The following is a 21593-nucleotide window of genomic DNA, read 5'->3' as shown; positions in this document are numbered from 1 at the left end:
GAAGGGACCTTATAAAAAAAGAAAGGCAACAAAGTGGTGTCACCTTGTTGCAGCGGTCCTCGTATTCATCTCTCTGCATTATTTGTTTTCATCAATGGCAAAATTTAATCTCATACCGCCTATTGATGTGTGCAACGGAATTGTTAACGTTTGCTCTGTACCAAGAGCAGAAGAACTACTCTCCCTAATAACAATTTGCGGTGGCAGTATATCGCAATGATAATTTGCCTGGGAAAGGTATGTAACGGCATTACCGCTAATGATATTAGATACCTCTCCTAACGCCGAAGTTACAAAACTGTCTAATTTATGTAGTTCCATTCCAGACATTATTTTCACGATTTCCAGCGTAGTGCTCTCAGGGAAACTGAAAAGTACAGAACCAGAAATATCTCCAGTCAGCTTAATGGCTACAGTCACTTCGTTTTCCGATACCAAATCCTTCTTTGCGTTTAATGTGTTTTTGGTAATCTCTAAATCCAACATTAGTTTAAATACTTCTTTAAGTGCTTGAAAAAAAGGATTTACATACTCTGCTTTCATGACTTGCCAGCCTCCTGACCGATGTATTGTGCCATTTTTAGATCATCGGCCACTACGTGATTGATTAACCACGCCATTAGTTTCCCACCCAATTGCTGCACTAACTCTTCATTATAGCCTTCTGTTGCAAAGGTTTCAGCATACTTACCGATCTCTCGCTTAAAATCTTCATGGATTTTCCGGTGTCCTTCATGGTTAGGATAGTTAATTTCTTTTTGATATGCTTCCTCATAGTCAAAATGAATAATAACATAACTTTGCATAAATTCCATGGTTTCTTTTATCTGGCTGAGTTTCTCTTGCCACGGATCTTCCTGGTGGAGTAATTTTACAAACTTTGATACCCTGTAAAAAAGTTCTTCATGTTGTTCGTCTATTATTTGAATTCCTATTTTGTACTTTTCTTTCCACATCATTAATTTATTCTCCCTCCTCTAATAAACACTGTTATAATTATTTGTTAATAATTATAACAGTGTTTATTAACAATGTCTAACTGAAATAGTAAATAAAGGATAAATGAGTCATAATATCAAATAATTTAGTAAAGTCCAATGATTTACAAAATTTAGCAGGATAGTTTATGCACTATGGAGAAGATGCCAATATTAAGAAAATAGGTTACTGACATCTTAATTTATGGAGGTGTGCTGTCGTCGTGATGTTATATAAATATCTTGCTCCGGGGAGAATCGACGTTTTACAGAAGTGTTTGCTTCGGTACACACAACCTGGGGCATTCAACGATCCGTTTGAAGTTAAGCCATATATAAGCAAGCTGGCTGATAAAACGGATGCTCAATCTATACTTGAAGATACAGCGCGAGAAGCAATTCGCAAGGTTTATGAGGAGATTCCAGCAGCGCAGCGAGCAGCTGTACCGTACGACCAGTTTCAGGAATTTGCCAAACAAAAAATCGTCGAGAGCTCAGATATCATTTTGGGGATGATGGAATTTGTTACGCCAGCGATTCGGAAAATCTTCGACGATAAGTTTAACGAAACGCTTGGGATCTTATCTTTAGCGGAAAAGCCGGATAATCTGCTCATGTGGGCTCATTACGCGCTTAGCCATGAAGGCTATGTGATTGGCTTTGACTCCATGCATCCCTATTTCCACGAACAGAAGGGTCCAGACGATGAACTTCGTTATCTGCGAAAAGTTGAGTATCGTGAGATTCGGCCTGTTTTCCCAATGGTAGAGATGTCGGGAGTAGAGGTTTTCCTGGTAAAGAGTACTCAGTGGGCATATGAACAGGAATGGAGAATTGCACGTCCTCTCCAAGAGGCGGATAAGATTATTGACGCGCAACCCTTTTCAGTTTATCTTTTTCAGTTTCCTGCTGCAGCAATCCAGGAGGTCATTCTTGGATGTAGAATGCAAGATGAGGTAAAGAAAGAAATTATTGCGACCCTAACAGCTTCACCTCAGTTTCAGCATGTCCGATTATTTCAAGTAGCGCCTGATGAAATGGGCTTTAAATTGCGTTTTAATCAGGTGCGGTAATCGCCAATAAGGCTTCGCCAGTGTCCTGCAAATGGAAGCATTACTGCCTGTATGCAAGGCCTATGCTTCCATTTAGTTTAGGTAAGGTTAAGGCCCCTAAGGGCTGGTGTCTCGACCAGTTATTGACTCTCACTAAGTGATAGAGGGTTCAGCAGGAAAGCGAATCTAAGATAACGAATGGAGAGGTAAAGAAACTGCTATGAACTGGTTTGTTCCTGATTAAGCAAGCAGATAGGCAAGTGAGTCACGGGCAAAGGGGCTGGGTAACTTGTGAAAACAAAGTGTATGAAAGACTTAGAGATTTTCTCGGCGTTAACCTCGGCTGAACGGGAAGAAGTCGGAAAGTTAGCGATTAAAAAAATTTATAAAAAGAATGAGTTTGTTTTCCGGGAGGGCGAAGCGGCAGATAGTATTTATTTAATCAAATCCGGACGAGTGAGGGTGTTTAAAACTTCTGAGGACGGTAAAGAGCTTACTCTGGATTTCTTCAAGTCGGAAGATATTCTAGGTGAATCAATGTTTTTTGAGAACGCTTTACATACTATGAATGCCAGGGCCTTAGAAGATACGTTTATTTGTTGTTGTACTAAAGAACTATTTTCTGTGCTTTTACAAAACCCGGAAGCTTCTTTAACAATTATTCAACATTTGGTCCAAAAAGCAAATAACTATACAGAGCATTTGTCGCGCATTGCCTTTATGGATGTTAGAGGCCGTATTATGGATCTCTTATACAGACTGGCTGAAAAATACGGTACTCCGACACCAGCAGGTTCAACGATTTGTATTGATTTAACTCACCAGGATATTGGCAGTCTTGTTAATGCCTCAAGAGTTATGGTCACTAATGTTTTGAGCGAACTACGCAAGGAGAAGCTGGTGCATATTAATGGACACCGTATTACGATTCTTAATCAAACCTCGGCAATGTAATTACTTGTCTTATATGTAAAACAGTTTACAGAGTTTTGCGTCCTTCTAAGATAAAATGATGGTGAACGGTTCAATATCATTTTATGGGAGGTATTCAGATGTCGGTTCGTCAAATTATTAAAGGTCAGATTCTTTCAGCGTTAACAGACGCCAAGTTTCCCATTAATACTCCTGAACTATTGTTAAATGCCTTTCCCCAAGGGGCAAATACCACCTGCAAAGCAGGCGATCTTGAAGTAACTGCCGGTCAAGCGGGCAATCTGCTGAATGCCAATGACTTTCCATTCAAAAGTGCCGAGGACGTTGCTGAAACTATTGTCAGCAGAGCCGGTTTATCTGATGAATAAGTCGCTCTACAACACCTAACTTCTATTAAAGTGGGGGTTGAGTTCTAAGTCCTGGAAGTTGGTCGACTAAGTAAAGTAGCCTGCCTAACAATGAGGCAGGCTACTTTTAGTTAATCAAGATTAGCGAAAAGCAACTTTTTGAGGTTATCCAGTTCAATGGGGATAATCTCAATGGGCACTTGCGTATACTCAAAAAACTCTAATATCTGTTCATCTTCTAATGGGATTAGGCCAGTATCAAGTAAAAGAATACGGTCGTAAAATCCAAAGTTTTGGCGAGCGTCAATACTATCCCATTTAAGCTGTTCAATAAATATTTTGCGCCAGTTTTCAAGCCAGCCACTTGTAATATAAAATGTCCGTGATTGGGCATCCAACTCTTTTAACTTATCGCCGAGCAGCATTTCGATACAGTTTTTTGCCTGCAACGTGTTTTTGCCATAGTTAGCCGCGAGGAGCTCCATCTCTGGATGACACATTGTTCCGAAACCTAATAATACATCATTATTGTTGCCCATGTTTTCTAAGCCAGTTTTGATAGCGTGCTCCAGTTTTTTTAAATCTGCGTGCAAACCAGCTTCCAGGTATTGAATCTCAACGGTTTTCTCTTTTAAAAGTTGTTCAATTTCAGTGCGTAATATTTCGCAGCACAGAAGTTTATTCGCCATTTAGTTTACCTCCCTACTTTATGCGCAGCTTAGTATCTAGCTTTTAAAAATGACATTACCCTCCTTTTTATAAGATTTTGCAGCTTGTGTAATTTTAAGGAATATTCATTGTTTTCTTTGATTCCAATTATATATTTTGTTTGCAGCTAAGGATGTAAACCATTTAACAGGGCCGAAAAAATAGTTGAATAGATTAATCGACTCGCAATTATGTTGAAAAGAATAGTAAATAGTGAGGTTCGAACGTGTTTTATGAATAACAAGGGATATTTATGTTTACGCGATAATGCACTGTTTTCCGGGTTAAGTATGGAGTTTTTTAGGCATATCTGTTGGGCTGCTAATAAACAACACATGAGAAAAGGGCACATTTTGTTCCAACAAGGAGAAGCTGTAGATAGTGTTTATGTTATCAAAGAAGGACGCTTTAAATTACTGCGGATGACTGAAGACGGCAATGAAACAATTTTGCAGATCGTGGGGCCTGGCGAGATGCTGGGAGAAACAGCATTGTTTCGCCAGGATGCCATTCAAGTGGCAACCGCGATCTCATTGGAAGAAGCTAAAGTCTGCAGTATTGATCGGTGTACATTTGAAAAAGTAGTTAAAAAGGAACCAGACCTGGCGTTAGAAATTATTAGAAATCTTAATGATCGCCTTTATCACGTATGGGAGCAAGTGTCCGAAGCAAACAGGCAGTCAACACAGGAGAAAATACTGGGATTGATGATACGTTTGGCGCGTGAACAGGGTGAGGCTTGTGCTGATGGGTCCCGTATCACGATTCCTTTAACCCAGCAAGAGATTGCTGCATTGGTGGGGGCATCAAGAGTAATGGTTTCGCAGTCGATCAAAGAGCTGACTGCTAAGAACTATCTTTGCCGGGAGAAAAGACACTATATTCTAAAAAATAGATGTTTTTAAATCTGAAAATGTTAAATAGTTAATAGCTTATCCTTATTTTAAGAAGTACGCTAGTATTAGTTCTCCCAGAAAGAAAGTATAACTTTCCCTGGATAAGGGCAACATCGGCTTCCGCTTTCGCCAAAGGCTCGGCGCAAGCCGTGTTTACTTTATAAATAACTTAAAATGAGGAGTGATCAACGTGAGTAATGAGTTGAGAGAAACCAATGGGCTTGCCATACTTACTGCCGAGATGAAGGAGGTAATTTTAGCATCCCCCTTTATTGCCTTAGCATCTGTGTCAAAGAAGGGTGAGCCCCATTTGATCGTAGTGGGAAAAGTAAAGCAGATAACAGATGATAGTCATTTGGTTTTTGGTGTATATAAGATGGAGAAAACGCGAGAGAATCTGGCCGAAACCGGTTGCCTGCAAGTAGTTGTAGTTTCGGGGAAGATTGGATATCGCTTTACCGGCAAAGCTGTGGCTCAAAACGAGGAAGTCAGATTTTCGATTCAGGAAGTGGCGGCACTACTGTAATTTTGCTTTAAAGGAGTAATCATGTTGAAAATCATTGGTATAAACGGTGCTCCAAACAAAGGTGGTACAGTAGATCAGTTGGTAAGCTTCATTATGAATAGTATTGATAGTGAACAGAAAGAAACAGTTTTCTTAAGAGAGCAGCGAATAAATTGCTGTTTAGGCTGTTTAAACTGTATTCAGACCAATCGCTGCGTTCAACAGGATGACTGGGATTCTATCCAAAGCAAATTAATGGATGCTGATGTATTGGTATTAGGAGCACCAACCTATTTTTCAGGAGCTTTAGGTATAAATGCGTTAACCCATCTCTTTTTAGAAAGATGGTTTGCCTTACGGCATCTGGGAGTAAAGCTAAAGTTGAAAAAAATTGTATTGGCTCTAGCTAGCGCTAACGGTGTTGTGGAGCCGGCAGTAAACGGTTTAAGGACCTTCTTCGAGGTTTATCATGGACTGCCAGAGGTAGAAATAGTCATTGCGCAGGGTACGATGCCCTGTATGGTTTGCGGGGTGGGAGAAACTTGCCAAATAAGTGGTTTCATTCGTCATTATGGTGAAGGCGCGAAGATTACATCAGATGTATTGCCTGCTCTTAGCAAGCAGATGGAGGTTATAAGTCAGGCCAGGACCATTGCCACAAACATAATGTAGAAGAAAATGCTTTTACCCAATAAGTGAAAATACATAACTAGGCCCGCTTGGAGCGTTTCCAAGCGGGTCTTTTATTTGCAGACTGCGGAATAAATCAAGCCTGACACTGAAACCAGAATGGGTTATTTTACGAGCTTTATTGGTTGCAAATTTGATATAATAACAGGTGAAAACGAAAGTTTACGATAGTACAACCTAAAGGATGGCGATGGAAGATGCCGGAATACATAATTCAAATTGATTTTGTAGATTGTCCAGGCTTAGGCTATGAAATATTTAAGCTTACGGAAAAAAATAGCATTGATAAAATAGCGATGGAAGTGCTCCCGCAACACGGGATGATCATTCAGTTTCAATGTGATTCGGACAATCAAGCTCAAAAATTAGTGCATGACCTAAAAGCAGTGACGAATGTAAAATCAGTCACATTCCGCAGCCAGATGCCTTATAAAGAAAGAGAACACGAATTACGAACCATCCTTGATTCTGTTAGCGAGGGTGTTCTGGCTATTGATAAAGCTGGTAAGATATCACATATTAATGAAGTTGCTTGTAAAATATTTAGCTGTACCCCTCAAGCAGTCATGGGTCTAGGGGTGGAAGACTTACTGGGGGCAAACCCGCTGCTGCTTGAAACATTACGGAGCGGTCTCATTTACAGACTGAAAGAACAGAAGATCAAAAAAGATGGAAAAACGATTCAGTTTCTAACCAGCAGTCTACCGGTTCGAGATGATACGGGAAAAATCATCGGAGCTGTCTCGACGATTCAAGACTTCCATCAAGTAGAAAAAGCAATATTACAGGCCGATAAAATGCGGCGATTAACTACTTTCTCAGATATTGTTTATCAAAGCCGCGAAATGGCCCGGGTTATAGCAGCTGCCCGAACCGTGGCAAAGAGTAGTTCTACCATTTTACTTCGTGGGGAAAGCGGCACAGGCAAAGAATTATTTGCAACTGCTATTCACACTGAGGGGCTGCGCTATAAAGCTCCCTTTGTTCCAATAAACTGCACTGCCTTGCCTGATACTCTTTTGGAAAGTGAGTTGTTCGGTTATGAGGAAGGTTCTTTTACCGGTGCTGCTAAAGGGGGCAAGAAAGGGCTTTTCGAACAGGCTAACGGTGGTACGTTGTTTCTGGATGAAGTAGGCGATATTCCGCCGCGCCTGCAAGTACAGCTGCTTCGTGTTCTGCAACAGGGGACAATACGCAGAGTGGGAGGAAATAAAGAAATCGGGATAGATGTACGCATTATAGCTGCAACACATCGCAATCTGGAAGTAATGATTCGTAATGGGGAATTCCGGGAGGATTTGTATTATCGGCTTAATGTAATCCCGCTAACTATTTTACCACTACGGGAAAGAAAAGAAGATATTCCATTGCTTGCTCAACATTTAATCCGGAAAATTTGTGCAAAGCTAGAAAAACCCGAGGTTCATTTATCAAGAGAAAGTGTCGAACTTTTAATGGTTCAAGCATGGCCAGGTAATGTCCGACAGTTAGAAAATACCCTGGAGCGCTTGATCAATTTAATTGATACCATTGAAATTACGCCTGCCCATCTTTTTGACTGGACAGACATAATTGACTTTAAAAATAATGTTAAGAATATTTCACGAACTGAGCAAACCTTGCAGGTTGAAATTCCAGTCGATGGTGAATGGCCTCAGTTAAAGGATATTGTTGCCGGGGTAGAAAAAGAAGTGATCTTGAGGGTCTTAGCAAAGTATCCATCATCTAGGTTAGCGGGGCAGGTATTAGGAGTATCCAATACCACTATATTAAATAAAATCCGGGCATATGGAATTTAGTAATCATAGCTGATAAGTATTCTTTTCAACTGACAAGAAAACTTGACAAGATAATTTATCACAACTGCAATTTTTCTTATTTTTCCTCCTTATCGGTTTGGCATGATAGTTGCATCCTATAAGTATATGACTCACTTACTATATACTAGGAGGCATTACTATGTTTAGAAAAGCTGAACCTTATCGCATTAAAATGGTCGAACCACTACGTATGATCTCGAAAGAAGAAAGAATCAGCGCCCTGAAGGAAGCAGGCTATAATCCTTTTGCTCTGAAGGCGGAAGATGTGTATATTGACCTTTTGACTGATAGTGGTACTGGCGCAATGAGTGATCAACAATGGTCTGCTCTGATGCTAGGAGACGAATCATATGCTGGTAGTAAATCTTTTTATAAAGTCAAAGATGCCGTTAAGGATATTTTTGACTACAATTATGTAATCCCTACGCACCAAGGCCGGGGTGCAGAGCAAGTTCTCTTTCCGCACTTAATTAAGCAAAAGGGTCAGTATGTCTTAGGCAATATGCACTTTGATACAACGATGGCCTGGATCGAACTAAATGGAGCGGTGCCTGTAAATTTGGTTATTCAAGAGGCTTTTGATACCGATAAGGAACATCCCTTCAAAGGTAATATTGATCTTGAACAATTAGAGCGTTTTATCATAGATAAGGGTGTAGAGAACATCGCGTTTATTAACATTACTGTCACCTGTAATTCTGCTGGCGGCCAGCCTGTTTCCATGGAAAATGTCCGGGGGGTAAAACAAATTGCCGTAAAATATGGTATCAAAATTAATTTTGATTCAGCCCGCTTTGCGGAAAACGCATACTTCATAAACCAACGTGAAGCAGGGTATGCCAATAAGAGTATTAAAGAGATAGTAAGAGAAATGTACGCAATGGGTGATTTCCTTACAATGAGCGCCAAGAAGGATGCGATTGTCAACATGGGCGGGCTGATTGCCATGAAAGAGGATGCCGATCTTTATGCTGATGCCTGCGCGTCGTGTGTTCCGATGGAAGGGTTCGTTACCTATGGTGGATTATCAGGCCGTGATATGGAATGCTTGGCCGTCGGGCTTCAAGAGGGATTGGATGTTGACTACCTGGAAAGCCGGATTGGTCAAGTTGAATATCTAGGGGAAGAACTGCGTAAGCGCGGAATCTCAATTCAATGGCCGGTAGGTGGGCATGCCGTATTTGTTGATGCCGGCAAGTTTCTTCCCCACATCCCGGCAGAGCAATTCCCTGCTCAAGCACTTTGCAATGAACTTTACATTGAATCAGGGGTTCGCCCGGTAGAAGTTGGTTCATTACTTTTGGGTCGTGACCCTGAGACTGGGATTCAGAAAAAGGCCGATGTCGAATTTATGAGACTAGCAATTCCACGTAGAGTATATACTGACCGCCATATGGATGTGGTGATAGATGCCTTGGCTAAAATTTGGGAGCGCCGCGACCAAATAAAAGGGTTAGAGTTTACCTACGAACCCAAAGTACTTCGTCACTTCCTTTGCCGCTTGAAGCCAATAGGAGAATAACTCAGAATTACCGCTTGTTGGTTAGGAAATATGTTTAAGGCTCAAATCGGCTAAAAGATGCTTGAAAGAAAAAGATATGATAATTTGGCATGTACTAAATATCATATTGAATGTTAGCTAGGTAAAGAGTATAATGTTTGTAATAATTTGATTTATTTCTGCTTGCTCCTCTTAGAGGTGCGAAAATATAAAAAACGTTAAAAAAAGGCTTTATTTGTCAATCGCGGCAAATAGGGCCTTTTGGGTATACATGTATGTAACTGAAAAAAGAACTATGTACTGCAAGCAGAGACTCAACACAAAGGAGCGGGAAATATGCCTATAAAAATTCCTAATAATTTGCCGGCTGTCAACATCCTCGAAAAGGAAAATATTTTTGCAATGGACGAGGATCGCGCCTATGCGCAAGACATACGTCCGCTTCGTATATTGCTATTAAATCTGATGCCCACAAAAATAGTCACAGAAACGCAATTGCTCCGGTTGTTGGGGAATTCTCCGCTGCAGGTAGAGTTTGATTTCATGTACACAGCAACATATGAACCGAAGAATACTCCGCAGGAGCACTTGGTTAAATTTTATGAAACCTTTAATGAAGTGAAAAACCGTAAATATGATGGCATGATTATTACCGGGGCGCCAGTGGAGCAAATCCCTTTTGAAGAAGTCGTTTATTGGAATGAGTTATGTGAAATTATGGAGTGGAGCAGACGAAATGTGTATTCGACGCTCCATATTTGTTGGGGAGCTCAAGCGGCCTTGTATCATCACTACGGTATTCCTAAATATGACATACCGAAGAAAATGTTTGGTGTATTTCCACACACGGTAAATATCAAAGAAAAAATGTTGTTTCGCGGTTTTGATGATGTTTTCTACGTGCCTCACTCCCGTCATACAGAAATAAGACGAGAAGACATTGAGAAGGTATCGCAACTTTGCATACTCTCGGAATCGACAGAAGCGGGTATTTATGCAGTAACAGACAAAAAGTACCGGCATGTATTTATCACTGGTCATTCCGAGTATGATCCACTGACGCTCAAAGCTGAATATGACAGGGATGTTGCGCAAGGGCTGCCAATCAATATTCCGGCTAATTATTACCCTAACGACGATCCGCAGCAAACGCCGGTGGTTCGCTGGCGGAGTGCAGCTAATCTACTGTTTTCTAACTGGCTTAATTATTATGTATATCAAGGAACACCATTTGATCTTGATAAACTGACTGATTCAGATGATTTAAGCGGGCTTTACGGGGATGGAATTTAGAAAAAATTAAATTTTCCCTATTTTCTTATTTATAGTAATATGGTATGCTGATGGTATAATGTATTCAAAAAACATATTTGTACGGAAGGTAAGGGGATACCCTAACCTCAAGTGCTTAAACAAACAATTAAGACTACAGCCATTTGCGAATAACAAATGGTTATAATGGTCTGGATTCCAGGTTTGTTTTGTCGCGAGACAGAATAACCTGGTTTTTTTATTTGTTTGTTGAGCGGTTCGCAGATATGAATTTGAAGAGGAGGCGGTATTGTGGAATGGTCAATGTTATTTAGTGTTGTGACAATTAATCTGCTGCTTTCTAGTGATAACGCGTTAGCCATCGCCATGGCTAGCAGACGTCTTGCACCTGAGTACCGGCAAAGAGCTGTCCGCTGGGGAAGTCTTTGTGCGGTAGTTTTGCAGATCGGTCTTACGTACATGGCTTCTTTACTCCTTAGTATACAATACTTAAAAATTGTCGGTGGAGTTGTGCTAGCTTTGATCGCAGCAAAAATGATCAGCAGTGATGACTGCGGCGACAGCGTTGGTGCAATAGAAAGTCAGTGTGGGAACATATGGTCTGCTATCAGATTAATTGCAGTAGCTAACCTGGTTATGTGCCTGGATAACACGCTGGCCGTTGCCGCTGTTGCCGGTAACAATGCTATACTGTTGAGCCTAGGAATATTGGTGAGTTTCCCCATAATTATGTGGGGTAGCAGCCTTGTTGCCAGTCTGCTTGAGCGGTTTCCGGTCCTTATCTGGATAGGTTCAGTTTTTTTAGGTTGGACAGCAGGTGGCATCATTGCGTCAGATTCAAGCGTAGTACCATTATTAGGATACTTGGGCATCAGCCATACCGGTATATCGGCTTTCATCGCGCTGGGTATTTCTTTCAAGGCTTGGAGAGAAGCGATGACAAAATCCCGCGTTGATGAAAGGGGCCAGAGTGAGCAGTAAGGCCGGAGAGTAAGGCAGAGAACATAGAAAGATTTATAGCACTGAGGCGTTATGCTTCAGTGCTATATCTATGGTCTTTCGGACTTAAATATTTGAAGATGATCCACCCGTGGTTTCCCTTGTGTTCGACTTCCCAATAGTATCCGTCTGGGGATTTTTGATATACCTTAACTACATCGCCTAATCTTAAAACCTCTATAATAGTGCTAGCCGGTCTTGGTTCGGAAAACATTTTTATTTGGTCGGTATTGGTTACTGCTGTAAAGACAAATAAAACAATAATTCCTAACATGAATTTTATTTTTTTCATAATGCCTCCAGACTGCAAAATGGTGATGCTCTATAGAATTCAACAAATTAAACCTTAAGTCCTATCTGAGCTGTCATAGTTTTGTCACATTTAGTGGATAGAATTAACAAAAAGGAGGTCGGTAGCAATGAAAAAAATGGTGCTTTTGCTTCTGGCGATTTTTGTATTGGCGATGTCTTCCACAGCAAGTGCTAAGGAACGTCATCACGACTGGTCAGAATCGCAATTTAATAATGGCAGATGGCAACAATCCTACTCTGTATCAGAGCGGTCTTTGCCGTTTAAATGGCACGAACGCCGTGACAGAGATAGGGCTTCAAGGCATAACATGGAACGCATTTATGATCACAGACTAAGTGATCGCTTTCCCGGATTACACGCTTATAAATGGCGGGATGAAGACGGTAGAGGTTTCTTTTATAATGGCAAACGCGTAAGAAACGCTATATTATTTTACAACGACTCAGATGAGTTAGTGAGTGTCGGCTTTATGCGTAACGGAAAATTTATGTTTATTCGCGATGACTACAGAAGCTATGAAACCCATGACGACTTCTTTGTTTCGTGGTTGAAAGTATTAATAATTAGCGAGATAGTTAGAAGCTAGAATAGATACCCTTACCCTTACAGTCTAAATGATGCTGTAAGGGTATTTTTCTGTCCAATAATTTATTTGTTGGACAGCATAGTATGTAGGGATTTCGTAATTAGGTGCGAATACATAAGTATAAGCAGGCTGAGAAGCTCATTGAGCTATCAATGAGAGAAAGGCAGGGAGCCTATGACAGATCCGATAGAAGATTATAAGTATTTGCTGGCCCTCCATTTGCGAGATATTAGCAAGCGCTATGGAATACTCTATTATGATGTGCTTAGGGGTAAAATGCCGGAGGAGGTTCAGGGGGTGTATGCCGAGGGGCTGGCCCGTGTATTTGACTACATGAGTATTCGGCACGGTTTGGAGATGTCTGATATTATGGCAGTTCATGAGACTGTGATGGAAACCGCGCTTACTGAATTTGTTGCTGTGGCATTACATAATTCTGTGGTGGATAACCCTCAGGCTTTGCATTGATTTATTAGCAAGGGATATTATTAAACGATAAGATGTCATGCTATTAAAATAGATGTAAGGAGGCAGGAATTTGCATACTAACTTGGCCTATACAACACGAATCGCGATTCTAGCCAGTGCTGCCGCGATCTTGATGGTACTAGAGCTTCCGGTTATCTTTATGCCTGGTTTTTTGAAACTCGATTTTAGTGAAATACCGGCCATCATTGGCGCTTTTGCGCTTGGACCGCTCGCTGGCTGCCTGATTGTGCTGCTAAAAAACCTGATTCATTTGAGCAGTACACAGACGGCGGGGATTGGTGAGATGGCAAATTTTTTCGTGGGAACGTTTCTGGTTGTGCCAGCTGCTTTCATTTATAAGGGTAAAAAGAATCGGACAGGGGCGATAATTGCGCTTACGGTTGGAACGATGTCTATGACGCTGGCGGCAGCAGCCCTAAATTACTGGGTGTTAATACCGTTATATCAAGCTGCGCTACACCTTCCGCCTGAGGCCATCGTCAGTATGGGAAGATTGGCGAACCCGCTAATTATTGATTTAAAAACGTTTATCGTTTTTGCCATAGTGCCATTTAACCTATTCAAAGGAATCGTTGTTTCGGCAATTACGATGCTGGTATACAAAAAAGTATCGCCTGTTTTACACTAACAGGGATTTGAGGAGGCTATACTATGACTGAATCAAAGCCGGACAAAATAAAACCCGGTATTTACCGGCATTATAAGGGAAAGCAGTACCAAGTGATTGGTGAGGCTGCGCATAGCGAAAACCTTGAACCGATGGTGGTTTACCGGGCATTGTATGGAGAATATGGTCTGTGGGTAAGACCAAAGGCAATGTTTTGTGAAAGCATTATAGTTGAAGGTAAGGAAGTTCCCCGGTTTGCTCTCGTGCTAGAAATTGACTGATAAATACCGAAAAGAAAGGCCGCCTTGGCGGCCTTTCTTATTTATTAAACAATTTTGGGGTTAGGTGTTAACGTGCCAATAATCGCCAGTATCTGGCGTACGGCTACCTCCAGTGAACCGGTGTTTTTTACTACATAGTTGGCTGTTTGCCAGTTGTTAAACTCGCCAGTACTGTTGGCATACTCTATACGGCGGTTAATCAGGTCGTGATTATCGCCGCGTTCCAGCATACGGCTAAGAACTGTATCATAGTCAACCATAATGAATATCGATTCAACCCGGTTGGCAAGTAGCTTTTTCATCTGGGAAAAGCCTTGTGCTTCAACAGCTACCGTGCTTACCGGGTGCCGATTGACCCTGTCTAATACCTCTGCCTTACTTAGTCCGTACAAACTGCCCGAGTATTCAACCCGTTCGATAATCTCGGTTTTTTGGAATTCCTCTTTACTCACAAAGTAGTAGTGGATGCCATGCTGCTCGCCAGCCCTGGGTTTCCGTGTGGTATGGCTAAGTATTTCGGGAATTCCATATTGTGCAAGCTCTTTCTGGATACTGGTCTTTCCAGAAGCTGGCGGACCTATAAGCGCATATATTTTATTCATAAATCCTGCACTTTCTAAATAGTTAGTTTTGTCGGTGAAAGAGAGTGGGGTACAAAAAAGCTTCTGGTTTATCCAGAAGCTTTCCGGCTCAAGCTACGCAGAAATATCGATACTGTTGCCTAAATGGGGCGGTGAGATACGGGAAGCTGTTGCCGGGAGCAGCTCAATTAGGCCTTGGTTTTGCGTGGTAGCAGTGTCCATGACCTTTTTCATGACCAAAAGACTGGCTTGATTACTAACACTCGCTTGCGAGACTGCTGCGGAAAGCGCTGCAATATCCATATTAGTTGCCTCCGTTACTATTATATGTAAATTATACCCCTGCGGGGGAGCGTAAGTCAATGCCGGAAAAGATGCTGTGACTTTAGGTTACCTGCAGTATGTATATTTTTATTGCTATCATGCCAAAATGAAGCAGGAATATTTAAAAAAATAGCTAATATAAGCAATTATTAGCTTAGTAAACCGGTTTCCTAAACCGATTTACATGAAGGAAGGATGATTCATATGATACCAAAATTAAATGTGCTGCAAAAAATCATGGACTCTGGCGTAGTCGCTGTTGTTCGTGCTGAGACCTCCGAACAGGCTGTAAAAATTGCTGATGCTTGCCTCAAAGGTGGAGTTGCTGCGATTGAGATTACCTTTACTGTACCTGGTGCTGCTGAAGTAATTAAGGATCTTGCCGCTACTTATAAAAATGGTGAAATAATTATTGGTGCAGGCACTGTACTTGATCCAGAGACTGCCCGTGTCGCCATTCTGGCAGGCGCTCAGTATATTGTCAGCCCGTCGTTTAACCTTGAAACCGTTAAACTGTGTAATCGCTACCAAGTTCCCATCATGGCAGGATGCATGACGATTAAAGAAGTCGTTGAAGCCATGGAAGCAGGTACTGATATTATTAAATTATTCCCTGGTGAAGCTTTGGGCGCATCGTTCGTAAAAGCGCTTAAGGGACCGTTGCCTCAGGCTCCGGTTATGCCAACAGGTGGTGTTAGCCTTGACAACGTGCAAGACTGGATTAAAGCAGGTTGTGTAGCTGTCGGTGTTGGCGGCAATCTGACTGCTGGCGCCAAAAAAGGCGATTATGAGTCGATTACTGAGATTGGCAAGCAGTTTATTGAAAAAGTCCGTCAGGCTCGTGGCAAGTAATTATATAACTACATTTTAAGAGGTGTATATTGTGAAGAAAGTAGTATGTTTTGGTGAGATTATGCTCCGTTTGGCTCCTGTTGGCTACCAGCGTTTTGAACAAACCCCCAGTTTTGAAGCCGTTTATGGCGGCGGCGAAGCTAATGTATGCGTATCGTTGGCTAACTATGGCGAAAACGCTGTATTTGTAACCAAGGTTCCTGAGAATCCTATCGGCCAGGCTGCTGTTAACGAAATGCGCCGTTATGGTGTTGACACCCGTCACATGATTAGAGGCGGCGAGCGTCTGGGCATCTACTTCTGCGAAAAAGGAGCTTCCCAACGTCCCTCCAAGGTAGTGTATGATCGTGCGCACTCTTCCATTTCGGGCGCGAAGAAGGAAGACTTCGACTGGAAAAAAATCTTTGAAGGCGCTACCTGGTTCCACTTTACCGGCATTACTCCAGCTCTCGGCGACGATGTTGCTGAATGTGTGTTGGACGCTTGTAAAGCCGCTAAAGAAGCTGGGCTGACTACTAGCTGTGATCTCAACTTCCGCAAAAACCTGTGGACAAGCGAAAAAGCCGGTAAGGTTATGGCTCAGTTCATGCCTTACGTTGACGTGTGCATTGCCAACGAAGAAGACGCTGAAAAAGTGTTTGGCATTAAAGCCGACAATACCGATATTACCGGCGGCAAGCTCAGCCATGAAGGCTATAAAGATGTTGCCAAGAAGCTCAAAGAACGGTTTGGTTTTAAAGCCGTAGCCATTACCCTGCGCGGTAGCATCTCGGCTTCTGACAACAACTGGGCGGCTATGCTGTATAAAGATGACGAATTCTATTTCTCCCGTAATTATGCCATCCACATAGTTGATCGCGTAGGCGGCGGCGACTCGTTCGGCGGCGGCTTAATCTATGCGCTTATGAACAACTACTCTAATGGTGACGCACTTGAGTTTGCTGTAGCTGCTTCCTGCCTCAAGCATACTATCGAAGGCGACCATAACCATGTAACAGTCAGCGAAGTGAAAGCGCTGATGGGTGGCGACGGTTCAGGACGCGTACAGCGGTAACCGGAAATGCCTGTAACTATTGCTGAGGTTGCCAGGAGATCAGGTGTCTCCAAAAGTACGGTATCCAGATATTTAAACGGTTTGTACGACCATATGGGAGTAGACACCCGGGACCGTATTGCCCAGGTTATAGCCGAACTTGATTATCGGCCCAATGCGTTGGCCCGTAGCCTCAAGCAAAAACGTACCCATACAGTAGGAGCGATTGTCGCCAACATCTTAAATCCCTTCTCTACCAGTATCATCCGGGGGATTGAAGATACGCTGCAAGAAGCGGGCTTTAATCTTATCCTGTGCAATGCCGACGACGACCCAGTCAAAGAGCGCGACTATGTCAACATGCTTGTAGATAAGCAGATTGACGGGTTAATTGTGAATACTACCGGCTGCAATAATAGCCTTATCGCTCAAGTAAATCAACACACTCCGGTTGTTCTGATTGACAGGAAGGCTCCGGAAATTGGCGTAGATACTGTGACCGTCGATAGCGCCAGCGGCGTTCGGCAGGCTATCGACCATATGGTTGCATTGGGTCACCGCCGGATTGCCATGTTTACTCTGCCGTACGATCATGTCAGCCCTCGCCTGGAACGGGTGCAAGCGTATCAAGCCGCTTTGGCTGGCCACGGGTTGCCTGTCCGGGAGGAATGGCTGATACGCACTGGTATTGCAGAGGCGGATATTGCAGCTAAACTGCAGGAACTGGTTGGAGCAGGGGACAGCGATGCAAAACCGACAGCAATCTTCTGCGCCAATAATCTGATTACTATGTCAGTGGTTAGAGCCCTGAAAAAGATGGGACTGGCCATACCTGACAAAGTCAGCGTGCTTGGCTTTGATGACTGGGATTGGGCTGAACTTATTGAGCCGCCAATTACTGTTGTTGCCCAGCCAGTGTATGACATGGGCAATAAAGCTGCTACAATGCTGATAAAACGCCTGAAAGCCGCGCGACCGCCTAAAAGGCCGGCAACTGTTATGTTTAAACCGGAGCTAATAAAGCGTAAATCGTGTGGCGAACAAGAAGCAGAATAAGTTAAATGTAAAAGGTAAGGAATAGTTCAGTTGAGCTAGCCCTTACCTTTTTTATTTTTGCCTGGACATTGCACATTGCAAAGAAATTATTAACGTGGTACAATAATTTGTATATAGTTTGTTTCCGACACTAGTACAATTGTGCGGGAGGACTTAAACCGCGACTGGCTAGTGCAGCAAATTGGCGCAGACGGTGAAACATATAGGCTTGTTGCCAGCAAAAATCCTTCATTAGTATATGTGGAACCGTAGAATACGTGAAAGGCTTTCCGGTGCTGTCGGAAGGCTTTTTTTCTACCAAAAATTATCTTGGTCTATTTTTCTCTAATTCTCATATACTGTTTATTGTGGGATTAATTTAGGAGGTGGCAGGATGCTGGTTCATATTCAATGCGGTGCGGTTATGGAAGTCGACCAAGAAGGGATTCATATTTGTCCGAAATGTGGTAAGACGATTAAACCCCGAGTTTCTCGAAAGTAGGCGGTAGCGGCTGTTGACTGGTCTGGGGGATTTTGCTACACTAATAAAATGCAAGACTAATGAATGTAAAGGGTGACAATATGCTGCATGAGTTTTCCCGGACCGAATTGTTAATTGGCGCAGAGGGCCTACAAAAATTGGCGCAAAGCAAAGTCGCCATTTTCGGCATCGGCGGAGTAGGCACATTTGTTGTTGAAGGCTTGGTCCGTTCCGGTGTGGGCAAGTTTGTCCTGGTGGATGACGATTGTATTTGCCTGACTAATATTAACCGGCAGCTACATGCTACCAGAAAAACAATCGGTAAACCTAAAATTGAAGTGATGCGTGATCGCATTCTGGAAATAAACCCCAAGGCTGAGGTAACTATCTTTCAAGAGTTTTATATGCCAGACACGGCAGAAGGACTATTAGCCGATGACTACAGCTACATTGTAGACGCCATCGACACAGTTACCGGAAAACTTGATCTGGTAATGAAGGCCAAAGCCAGAAACATTCCGGTCATCTCCTCTATGGGAGCCGGTAATAAACTGGACCCAACCAAGTTTGAAGTGACCGATATCTTCAACACTTCGGTTTGTCCGCTGGCCAAGGTAATGCGGCAGGAGCTAAGGAAGCGAGGAGTCACTTCACTTAAGGTAGTCTATTCTAAGGAAGAGCCGCTTACGCCTTTTGAAACGGAGAATTCGAGCTGCAGCGTAGGGTGTGTCTGCCCGCAGGGGACAACACGCAAATGTACAACACGCCGCCAGATTCCAGGCAGCATTGCCTTTGTACCGTCAGTAGTCGGTCTGATTATTGCAGGCGAAGTGGTTAAGGATATTGTGTTCGGCAGAGTATAAAAGAAGCTTTATGGGTGTAACTAACCCATAAAGCTTCTTTTTTTGTACTCATTTGCCGATCCGGTTTTGATTGTATACTTCCCACGCGCTCATGACCTTTTGGCGGGAAAACTCGAGGCGTTTGGCTGTTACTTTGCTACCACCTCTCTCGTTTTCAGCCGCTAGGTCATAGAGGGTGTTGTTGAGTGAAGATACGATTGCTGTTAATAGGTCGTGTACTGGATCTTTGTCAGATTCCATTTAGATTAGGCCTCCATCTTATCGGAAATTTTAGATAGTCTGCTGTGGCTGGGGGGAGCAGGTTTTACTCGCCCCTTAATTTTCATATAGGGATTATAGCTGGATATTTACAGAAATGCAATGAAAAGTTTTAGGTTGTCCAAAATTGTAGAAAACTTAATTTTCCAAAATTATTGTAAGCTATTGCAGGGGAGTTTTATCTATGTTATAGTTGTGCTAATCAATATTTGGTTATCAGCAATGGAGCTATGGCGCAGTTTTTCTGCCTATAGCTTTTTATTTTTCAAAAAGAATATGATTCAAAAGCAATGAGGCTTACTGCATTTACTAATGCGGTAAGCCCTTGTCTTTTTTTCAGCAATGTAAGGAGGTGATCGGCTTTCGCGCATAATAAAAGGCTTCACGCGTATTACGAGTACCCGTGAAGCCGGGGGCAAAATCACATTCCCCAAGTGGCGGCAAGGGTTTATTGACATGCCCATCTTCATTATATTCTACACACTAACATTTTTCAACATAAACCCGGAAAGCCAGACTATCTCATTAAGTAAAAATAGGGAGGAATTTTAAATGAGACAGGTTGCTATTTATGGTAAAGGCGGTATAGGTAAATCGACTACTACTCAAAACACCGTGGCCGCATTGGCTGAGGCCGGGAAACAAATAATGGTGGTTGGCTGTGATCCGAAGGCTGACTCAACCCGCTTGCTACTAAACGGACTTTGTCAAAAGACAGTGCTTGATACACTGCGTGATGAAGGCGACGATATTGATCTTGAAGATATTTTAAAGCCTGGATATAAAAATACCCTTTGTGTTGAGTCAGGCGGCCCTGAACCAGGTGTAGGCTGCGCTGGACGCGGCATAATTACTTCCATCAATATGCTTGAATCACTGGGAGCTTATACTGACGAACTTGATTATGTGTTTTATGACGTATTAGGCGACGTTGTCTGCGGCGGATTTGCTATGCCGATCCGTGAAGGCAAAGCCGAAGAGATATATATTGTAGCATCAGGTGAATTGATGGCTCTTTATGCGGCTAATAACATTGCGAAAGGCATTCAGAAGTACGCCGTATCAGGTAAAGTCCGGCTTGGCGGTATCATCTGCAACAGCCGGAAAGTAGATAATGAATTACCACTCTTAAAGGCATTTGCTGAAGAGCTTGGTTCGCAGCTCATTCACTTTGTACCGCGTGATAATGTTGTCCAAAGGGCTGAAATCAATAAAAAGACAGTTATTGACTTTGAACCTGAGGCTGGTCAAGCCGAGGAATACCGTAACCTGGCTAAAGCCATTGATCAAAACAAAATGTTTGTTATCCCTAAACCTATGACCCAGGACCGTCTGGAAGAATTGATGATGCAGCACGGTTTTCTTGATGCCATCGCCTAAATCCGACCGACGATAAAAAGAAGGAGTGAGTGTTGTGATATTAATTAGAGCAATCATCAGACCGGACAAAAAAGACGAGGTATTGGCCGAACTGTCGGCAGCCGGATTTAATGCTGTTACCGTTGTAGACGTTGTCGGACGTGGTAAACAAAAGGGCATCAAAATTGGCGGTGTCGTATATGATGAGATTCCTAAAAGCCTCTTGTTAATGGCTGTAAGGGCAGAGTACAAACAAGAAATTGTTAAAGTCATCATGGAAGCAGCTAAAACAGGGGAAAAGGGAGCTTACGGCGACGGTAAAATTTTCGTCAGCCCAGTTTCCGAGGTATACACCGTATCGAGCGGCATGAAAGAACTGTAAAAGGAGGGGTGATACCATGAAAGAGATCATTGCCATCGTGCGCATGAATAAAACGGGCGCTACGAAGAGAGCTCTGGTAGACGCTGGCGTGGCCGGTTTCACCGCCTTTAAGGTAATGGGCCGTGGCCAATTAATAGATGACCCGGCGATTGTAGCCGAACGGAAAGCCAAGATGATGGCGATGGCCGGCGCTGATGAACAAGATGCAGAGGTGTTGATTGACGGTTTTCTTGACGGGCATCGGTTGTTCCCACGGCGATTATTTACCATCTTGGCCCACGACGAAGACGTCACCACAATTATAGATGCTATTATGTCCGCCAACCGCACCGAAAACGGGGTGGGAGACGGGAAAATCATAGTCGTACCAATGCTGGACGCGATTAGGGTTCGTACTGGCGAATCTGGCGAAGAAGCAGTATAAATAGCAAGGTGTAAAGGGGGTAAAG

General features: G+C 42.8%; 28 protein-coding genes. 21 read left to right on the top strand and 7 right to left on the bottom strand.

The window, feature by feature from the left end:
* Nucleotides 1–78: 78 nt before the first annotated feature.
* Together VN447_RS17275 and VN447_RS17270 are read right to left on the bottom strand one after the other, a co-directional pair.
* Nucleotides 79–543, bottom strand: coding sequence for a chemotaxis protein CheX (locus VN447_RS17275; RefSeq protein ID WP_325526592.1), 465 nt, complete (start codon nucleotides 541–543; stop codon nucleotides 79–81).
* The gene (locus tag VN447_RS17270; RefSeq protein WP_325526591.1) at nucleotides 540–959 is read right to left on the bottom strand and encodes a hemerythrin family protein; all 420 of its coding nucleotides are present in this window, start codon (nucleotides 957–959) and stop codon (nucleotides 540–542) included. The genes VN447_RS17275 and VN447_RS17270 overlap by 4 nt, the downstream gene beginning before the upstream one ends.
* 245 nt (nucleotides 960–1204) lie before the next feature.
* On the opposite strand from VN447_RS17270, the gene VN447_RS17265 reads away from it, so the two are divergent.
* The 3 genes from VN447_RS17265 (at nucleotide 1205) to VN447_RS17255 (ending at nucleotide 3330) form a co-directional block, all read left to right on the top strand.
* Nucleotides 1205–2050, top strand: coding sequence for a DUF2971 domain-containing protein (locus VN447_RS17265; RefSeq protein ID WP_325526597.1), 846 nt, complete (start codon nucleotides 1205–1207; stop codon nucleotides 2048–2050).
* A 270-nt stretch (nucleotides 2051–2320) separates the two neighbouring features.
* A complete protein-coding gene (locus VN447_RS17260; protein WP_325526590.1) occupies nucleotides 2321–2983 on the top strand; it encodes a Crp/Fnr family transcriptional regulator in 663 nt (220 codons plus the stop codon).
* Between the two features lie 98 nt (nucleotides 2984–3081).
* Entirely contained in the window at nucleotides 3082–3330 is a 249-nt protein-coding gene (locus tag VN447_RS17255; protein ID WP_325526589.1) for an MTH865 family protein, read from the top strand.
* A gap of 110 nt (nucleotides 3331–3440) precedes the next feature.
* Here VN447_RS17255 and VN447_RS17250 read toward each other — a convergent pair whose 3' ends face one another.
* On the bottom strand, nucleotides 3441–3998 hold the full coding sequence (locus VN447_RS17250; protein WP_325526588.1) for a DUF1638 domain-containing protein: 558 nt from the start codon (nucleotides 3996–3998) through the stop codon (nucleotides 3441–3443).
* A gap of 210 nt (nucleotides 3999–4208) precedes the next feature.
* Between VN447_RS17250 and VN447_RS17245 the strand changes: the two genes are divergently transcribed.
* The 7 genes from VN447_RS17245 to VN447_RS17215 all read left to right on the top strand — a co-directional run bounded on the left by VN447_RS17245 (nucleotide 4209) and on the right by VN447_RS17215 (nucleotide 11682).
* Nucleotides 4209–4922, top strand: coding sequence for a Crp/Fnr family transcriptional regulator (locus VN447_RS17245; protein WP_325526587.1), 714 nt, complete (start codon nucleotides 4209–4211; stop codon nucleotides 4920–4922).
* 181 nt (nucleotides 4923–5103) lie between these two features.
* Nucleotides 5104–5439: a pyridoxamine 5'-phosphate oxidase family protein gene (locus tag VN447_RS17240; protein ID WP_325526586.1), complete on the top strand. Its 336-nt coding sequence runs from the start codon at nucleotides 5104–5106 to the stop codon at nucleotides 5437–5439.
* Between the two features lie 21 nt (nucleotides 5440–5460).
* Nucleotides 5461–6090: a flavodoxin family protein gene (locus tag VN447_RS17235; RefSeq protein WP_325526585.1), complete on the top strand. Its 630-nt coding sequence runs from the start codon at nucleotides 5461–5463 to the stop codon at nucleotides 6088–6090.
* Between the two features lie 215 nt (nucleotides 6091–6305).
* Nucleotides 6306–7907, top strand: a complete 1602-nt coding sequence (locus VN447_RS17230) for a sigma-54 interaction domain-containing protein (protein WP_325526584.1) — start codon at nucleotides 6306–6308, stop codon at nucleotides 7905–7907.
* A 160-nt stretch (nucleotides 7908–8067) separates the two neighbouring features.
* On the top strand, nucleotides 8068–9450 hold the full coding sequence (locus tag VN447_RS17225) for a tryptophanase (protein ID WP_325526583.1): 1383 nt from the start codon (nucleotides 8068–8070) through the stop codon (nucleotides 9448–9450).
* 315 nt (nucleotides 9451–9765) lie between these two features.
* Entirely contained in the window at nucleotides 9766–10722 is a 957-nt protein-coding gene (gene metA, locus VN447_RS17220; RefSeq protein ID WP_325526582.1) for a homoserine O-acetyltransferase MetA, read from the top strand.
* A 270-nt stretch (nucleotides 10723–10992) separates the two neighbouring features.
* Nucleotides 10993–11682 (top strand): YjbE family putative metal transport protein, encoded by a 690-nt coding sequence (locus tag VN447_RS17215; protein ID WP_325526581.1) that lies wholly within the window; start codon nucleotides 10993–10995, stop codon nucleotides 11680–11682.
* 49 nt (nucleotides 11683–11731) lie between these two features.
* On the opposite strand, the gene VN447_RS17210 is transcribed toward VN447_RS17215, so the two are convergent.
* Nucleotides 11732–11992: an SH3 domain-containing protein gene (locus VN447_RS17210; protein WP_325526580.1), complete on the bottom strand. Its 261-nt coding sequence runs from the start codon at nucleotides 11990–11992 to the stop codon at nucleotides 11732–11734.
* Between the two features lie 127 nt (nucleotides 11993–12119).
* Here VN447_RS17210 and VN447_RS17205 point away from each other — a divergent pair, with 127 nt between their 5' ends.
* The 4 genes from VN447_RS17205 (at nucleotide 12120) to VN447_RS17190 (ending at nucleotide 13976) form a co-directional block, all read left to right on the top strand.
* On the top strand, nucleotides 12120–12599 hold the full coding sequence (locus VN447_RS17205) for a hypothetical protein (RefSeq protein ID WP_325526579.1): 480 nt from the start codon (nucleotides 12120–12122) through the stop codon (nucleotides 12597–12599).
* Nucleotides 12600–12773: 174 nt separating this feature from the next.
* Nucleotides 12774–13067 carry a hypothetical protein gene (locus VN447_RS17200; protein ID WP_325526578.1) on the top strand — a complete coding sequence of 98 codons (294 nt, stop codon included), beginning with the start codon at nucleotides 12774–12776 and terminating at the stop codon, nucleotides 13065–13067.
* A 70-nt stretch (nucleotides 13068–13137) separates the two neighbouring features.
* Entirely contained in the window at nucleotides 13138–13716 is a 579-nt protein-coding gene (locus VN447_RS17195; protein WP_325526577.1) for an ECF transporter S component, read from the top strand.
* 23 nt (nucleotides 13717–13739) lie between these two features.
* On the top strand, nucleotides 13740–13976 hold the full coding sequence (locus VN447_RS17190) for a DUF1653 domain-containing protein (protein ID WP_325526576.1): 237 nt from the start codon (nucleotides 13740–13742) through the stop codon (nucleotides 13974–13976).
* A gap of 44 nt (nucleotides 13977–14020) precedes the next feature.
* Here the strand turns inward: VN447_RS17190 and VN447_RS17185 are convergent, their stop codons facing one another.
* Together VN447_RS17185 and VN447_RS17180 are read right to left on the bottom strand one after the other, a co-directional pair.
* Nucleotides 14021–14578, bottom strand: coding sequence for a guanylate kinase (locus VN447_RS17185; protein ID WP_325526575.1), 558 nt, complete (start codon nucleotides 14576–14578; stop codon nucleotides 14021–14023).
* Between the two features lie 93 nt (nucleotides 14579–14671).
* Nucleotides 14672–14860 carry a YjfB family protein gene (locus tag VN447_RS17180; protein ID WP_325526574.1) on the bottom strand — a complete coding sequence of 63 codons (189 nt, stop codon included), beginning with the start codon at nucleotides 14858–14860 and terminating at the stop codon, nucleotides 14672–14674.
* A gap of 225 nt (nucleotides 14861–15085) precedes the next feature.
* Between VN447_RS17180 and VN447_RS17175 the strand changes: the two genes are divergently transcribed.
* The 4 genes from VN447_RS17175 (at nucleotide 15086) to VN447_RS17160 (ending at nucleotide 19145) form a co-directional block, all read left to right on the top strand.
* Nucleotides 15086–15733: a bifunctional 4-hydroxy-2-oxoglutarate aldolase/2-dehydro-3-deoxy-phosphogluconate aldolase gene (locus VN447_RS17175; RefSeq protein WP_414714926.1), complete on the top strand. Its 648-nt coding sequence runs from the start codon at nucleotides 15086–15088 to the stop codon at nucleotides 15731–15733.
* A gap of 31 nt (nucleotides 15734–15764) precedes the next feature.
* Nucleotides 15765–16787: a sugar kinase gene (locus tag VN447_RS17170; protein ID WP_325526573.1), complete on the top strand. Its 1023-nt coding sequence runs from the start codon at nucleotides 15765–15767 to the stop codon at nucleotides 16785–16787.
* A 6-nt stretch (nucleotides 16788–16793) separates the two neighbouring features.
* On the top strand, nucleotides 16794–17822 hold the full coding sequence (locus tag VN447_RS17165; RefSeq protein ID WP_325526572.1) for a LacI family DNA-binding transcriptional regulator: 1029 nt from the start codon (nucleotides 16794–16796) through the stop codon (nucleotides 17820–17822).
* Between the two features lie 561 nt (nucleotides 17823–18383).
* Complete coding sequence (locus VN447_RS17160) at nucleotides 18384–19145, top strand: tRNA threonylcarbamoyladenosine dehydratase (RefSeq protein WP_325526571.1); 762 nt, start codon at nucleotides 18384–18386, stop codon at nucleotides 19143–19145.
* A gap of 48 nt (nucleotides 19146–19193) precedes the next feature.
* Here VN447_RS17160 and VN447_RS17155 read toward each other — a convergent pair whose 3' ends face one another.
* The gene (locus VN447_RS17155; RefSeq protein ID WP_325526570.1) at nucleotides 19194–19385 is read right to left on the bottom strand and encodes a hypothetical protein; all 192 of its coding nucleotides are present in this window, start codon (nucleotides 19383–19385) and stop codon (nucleotides 19194–19196) included.
* Between the two features lie 570 nt (nucleotides 19386–19955).
* On the opposite strand from VN447_RS17155, the gene nifH reads away from it, so the two are divergent.
* The 3 genes from nifH to VN447_RS17140 are packed head-to-tail and all read left to right on the top strand — an operon-like array spanning nucleotide 19956 to nucleotide 21568.
* Complete coding sequence (nifH, locus tag VN447_RS17150) at nucleotides 19956–20783, top strand: nitrogenase iron protein (protein WP_325526569.1); 828 nt, start codon at nucleotides 19956–19958, stop codon at nucleotides 20781–20783.
* A 34-nt stretch (nucleotides 20784–20817) separates the two neighbouring features.
* Nucleotides 20818–21144, top strand: coding sequence for a P-II family nitrogen regulator (locus tag VN447_RS17145; RefSeq protein ID WP_325526568.1), 327 nt, complete (start codon nucleotides 20818–20820; stop codon nucleotides 21142–21144).
* A 16-nt stretch (nucleotides 21145–21160) separates the two neighbouring features.
* The gene (locus VN447_RS17140; protein ID WP_325526567.1) at nucleotides 21161–21568 is read left to right on the top strand and encodes a P-II family nitrogen regulator; all 408 of its coding nucleotides are present in this window, start codon (nucleotides 21161–21163) and stop codon (nucleotides 21566–21568) included.
* Nucleotides 21569–21593 lie beyond the last annotated feature (25 nt).

The organism is Sporomusa sp. (genome assembly GCF_035561155.1).
In the GTDB taxonomy this organism is placed as follows: Bacteria; Bacillota; Negativicutes; order Sporomusales; family Sporomusaceae; genus Sporomusa.
The sequence above is the reverse complement of the archived record's forward strand: the minus strand, read 5'-3'. Positions and strand labels throughout refer to the sequence as shown.

What these genes read in the sequence shown, in the direction of transcription:
- VN447_RS17275 (WP_325526592.1), bottom strand. Translation starts at nt 543, where the DNA reads ATGAAAGCAGAGTATGTAAATCCTTTTTTTCAAGCACTTAAAGAAGTA.
- VN447_RS17270 (WP_325526591.1), bottom strand. Translation starts at nt 959, where the DNA reads ATGATGTGGAAAGAAAAGTACAAAATAGGAATTCAAATAATAGACGAA.
- VN447_RS17265 (WP_325526597.1), top strand. Translation starts at nt 1,205, where the DNA reads ATGTTATATAAATATCTTGCTCCGGGGAGAATCGACGTTTTACAGAAG.
- VN447_RS17255 (WP_325526589.1), top strand. Translation starts at nt 3,082, where the DNA reads ATGTCGGTTCGTCAAATTATTAAAGGTCAGATTCTTTCAGCGTTAACA.
- VN447_RS17250 (WP_325526588.1), bottom strand. Translation starts at nt 3,998, where the DNA reads ATGGCGAATAAACTTCTGTGCTGCGAAATATTACGCACTGAAATTGAA.
- VN447_RS17245 (WP_325526587.1), top strand. Translation starts at nt 4,209, where the DNA reads ATGTTGAAAAGAATAGTAAATAGTGAGGTTCGAACGTGTTTTATGAAT.
- VN447_RS17235 (WP_325526585.1), top strand. Translation starts at nt 5,461, where the DNA reads ATGTTGAAAATCATTGGTATAAACGGTGCTCCAAACAAAGGTGGTACA.
- VN447_RS17230 (WP_325526584.1), top strand. Translation starts at nt 6,306, where the DNA reads ATGCCGGAATACATAATTCAAATTGATTTTGTAGATTGTCCAGGCTTA.
- VN447_RS17225 (WP_325526583.1), top strand. Translation starts at nt 8,068, where the DNA reads ATGTTTAGAAAAGCTGAACCTTATCGCATTAAAATGGTCGAACCACTA.
- metA (WP_325526582.1), top strand. Translation starts at nt 9,766, where the DNA reads ATGCCTATAAAAATTCCTAATAATTTGCCGGCTGTCAACATCCTCGAA.
- VN447_RS17210 (WP_325526580.1), bottom strand. Translation starts at nt 11,992, where the DNA reads ATGAAAAAAATAAAATTCATGTTAGGAATTATTGTTTTATTTGTCTTT.
- VN447_RS17205 (WP_325526579.1), top strand. Translation starts at nt 12,120, where the DNA reads ATGAAAAAAATGGTGCTTTTGCTTCTGGCGATTTTTGTATTGGCGATG.
- VN447_RS17200 (WP_325526578.1), top strand. Translation starts at nt 12,774, where the DNA reads ATGACAGATCCGATAGAAGATTATAAGTATTTGCTGGCCCTCCATTTG.
- VN447_RS17190 (WP_325526576.1), top strand. Translation starts at nt 13,740, where the DNA reads ATGACTGAATCAAAGCCGGACAAAATAAAACCCGGTATTTACCGGCAT.
- VN447_RS17185 (WP_325526575.1), bottom strand. Translation starts at nt 14,578, where the DNA reads ATGAATAAAATATATGCGCTTATAGGTCCGCCAGCTTCTGGAAAGACC.
- VN447_RS17180 (WP_325526574.1), bottom strand. Translation starts at nt 14,860, where the DNA reads ATGGATATTGCAGCGCTTTCCGCAGCAGTCTCGCAAGCGAGTGTTAGT.
- VN447_RS17175 (WP_414714926.1), top strand. Translation starts at nt 15,086, where the DNA reads ATGATACCAAAATTAAATGTGCTGCAAAAAATCATGGACTCTGGCGTA.
- VN447_RS17165 (WP_325526572.1), top strand. Translation starts at nt 16,794, where the DNA reads ATGCCTGTAACTATTGCTGAGGTTGCCAGGAGATCAGGTGTCTCCAAA.
- VN447_RS17160 (WP_325526571.1), top strand. Translation starts at nt 18,384, where the DNA reads ATGCTGCATGAGTTTTCCCGGACCGAATTGTTAATTGGCGCAGAGGGC.
- VN447_RS17155 (WP_325526570.1), bottom strand. Translation starts at nt 19,385, where the DNA reads ATGGAATCTGACAAAGATCCAGTACACGACCTATTAACAGCAATCGTA.
- nifH (WP_325526569.1), top strand. Translation starts at nt 19,956, where the DNA reads ATGAGACAGGTTGCTATTTATGGTAAAGGCGGTATAGGTAAATCGACT.
- VN447_RS17140 (WP_325526567.1), top strand. Translation starts at nt 21,161, where the DNA reads ATGAAAGAGATCATTGCCATCGTGCGCATGAATAAAACGGGCGCTACG.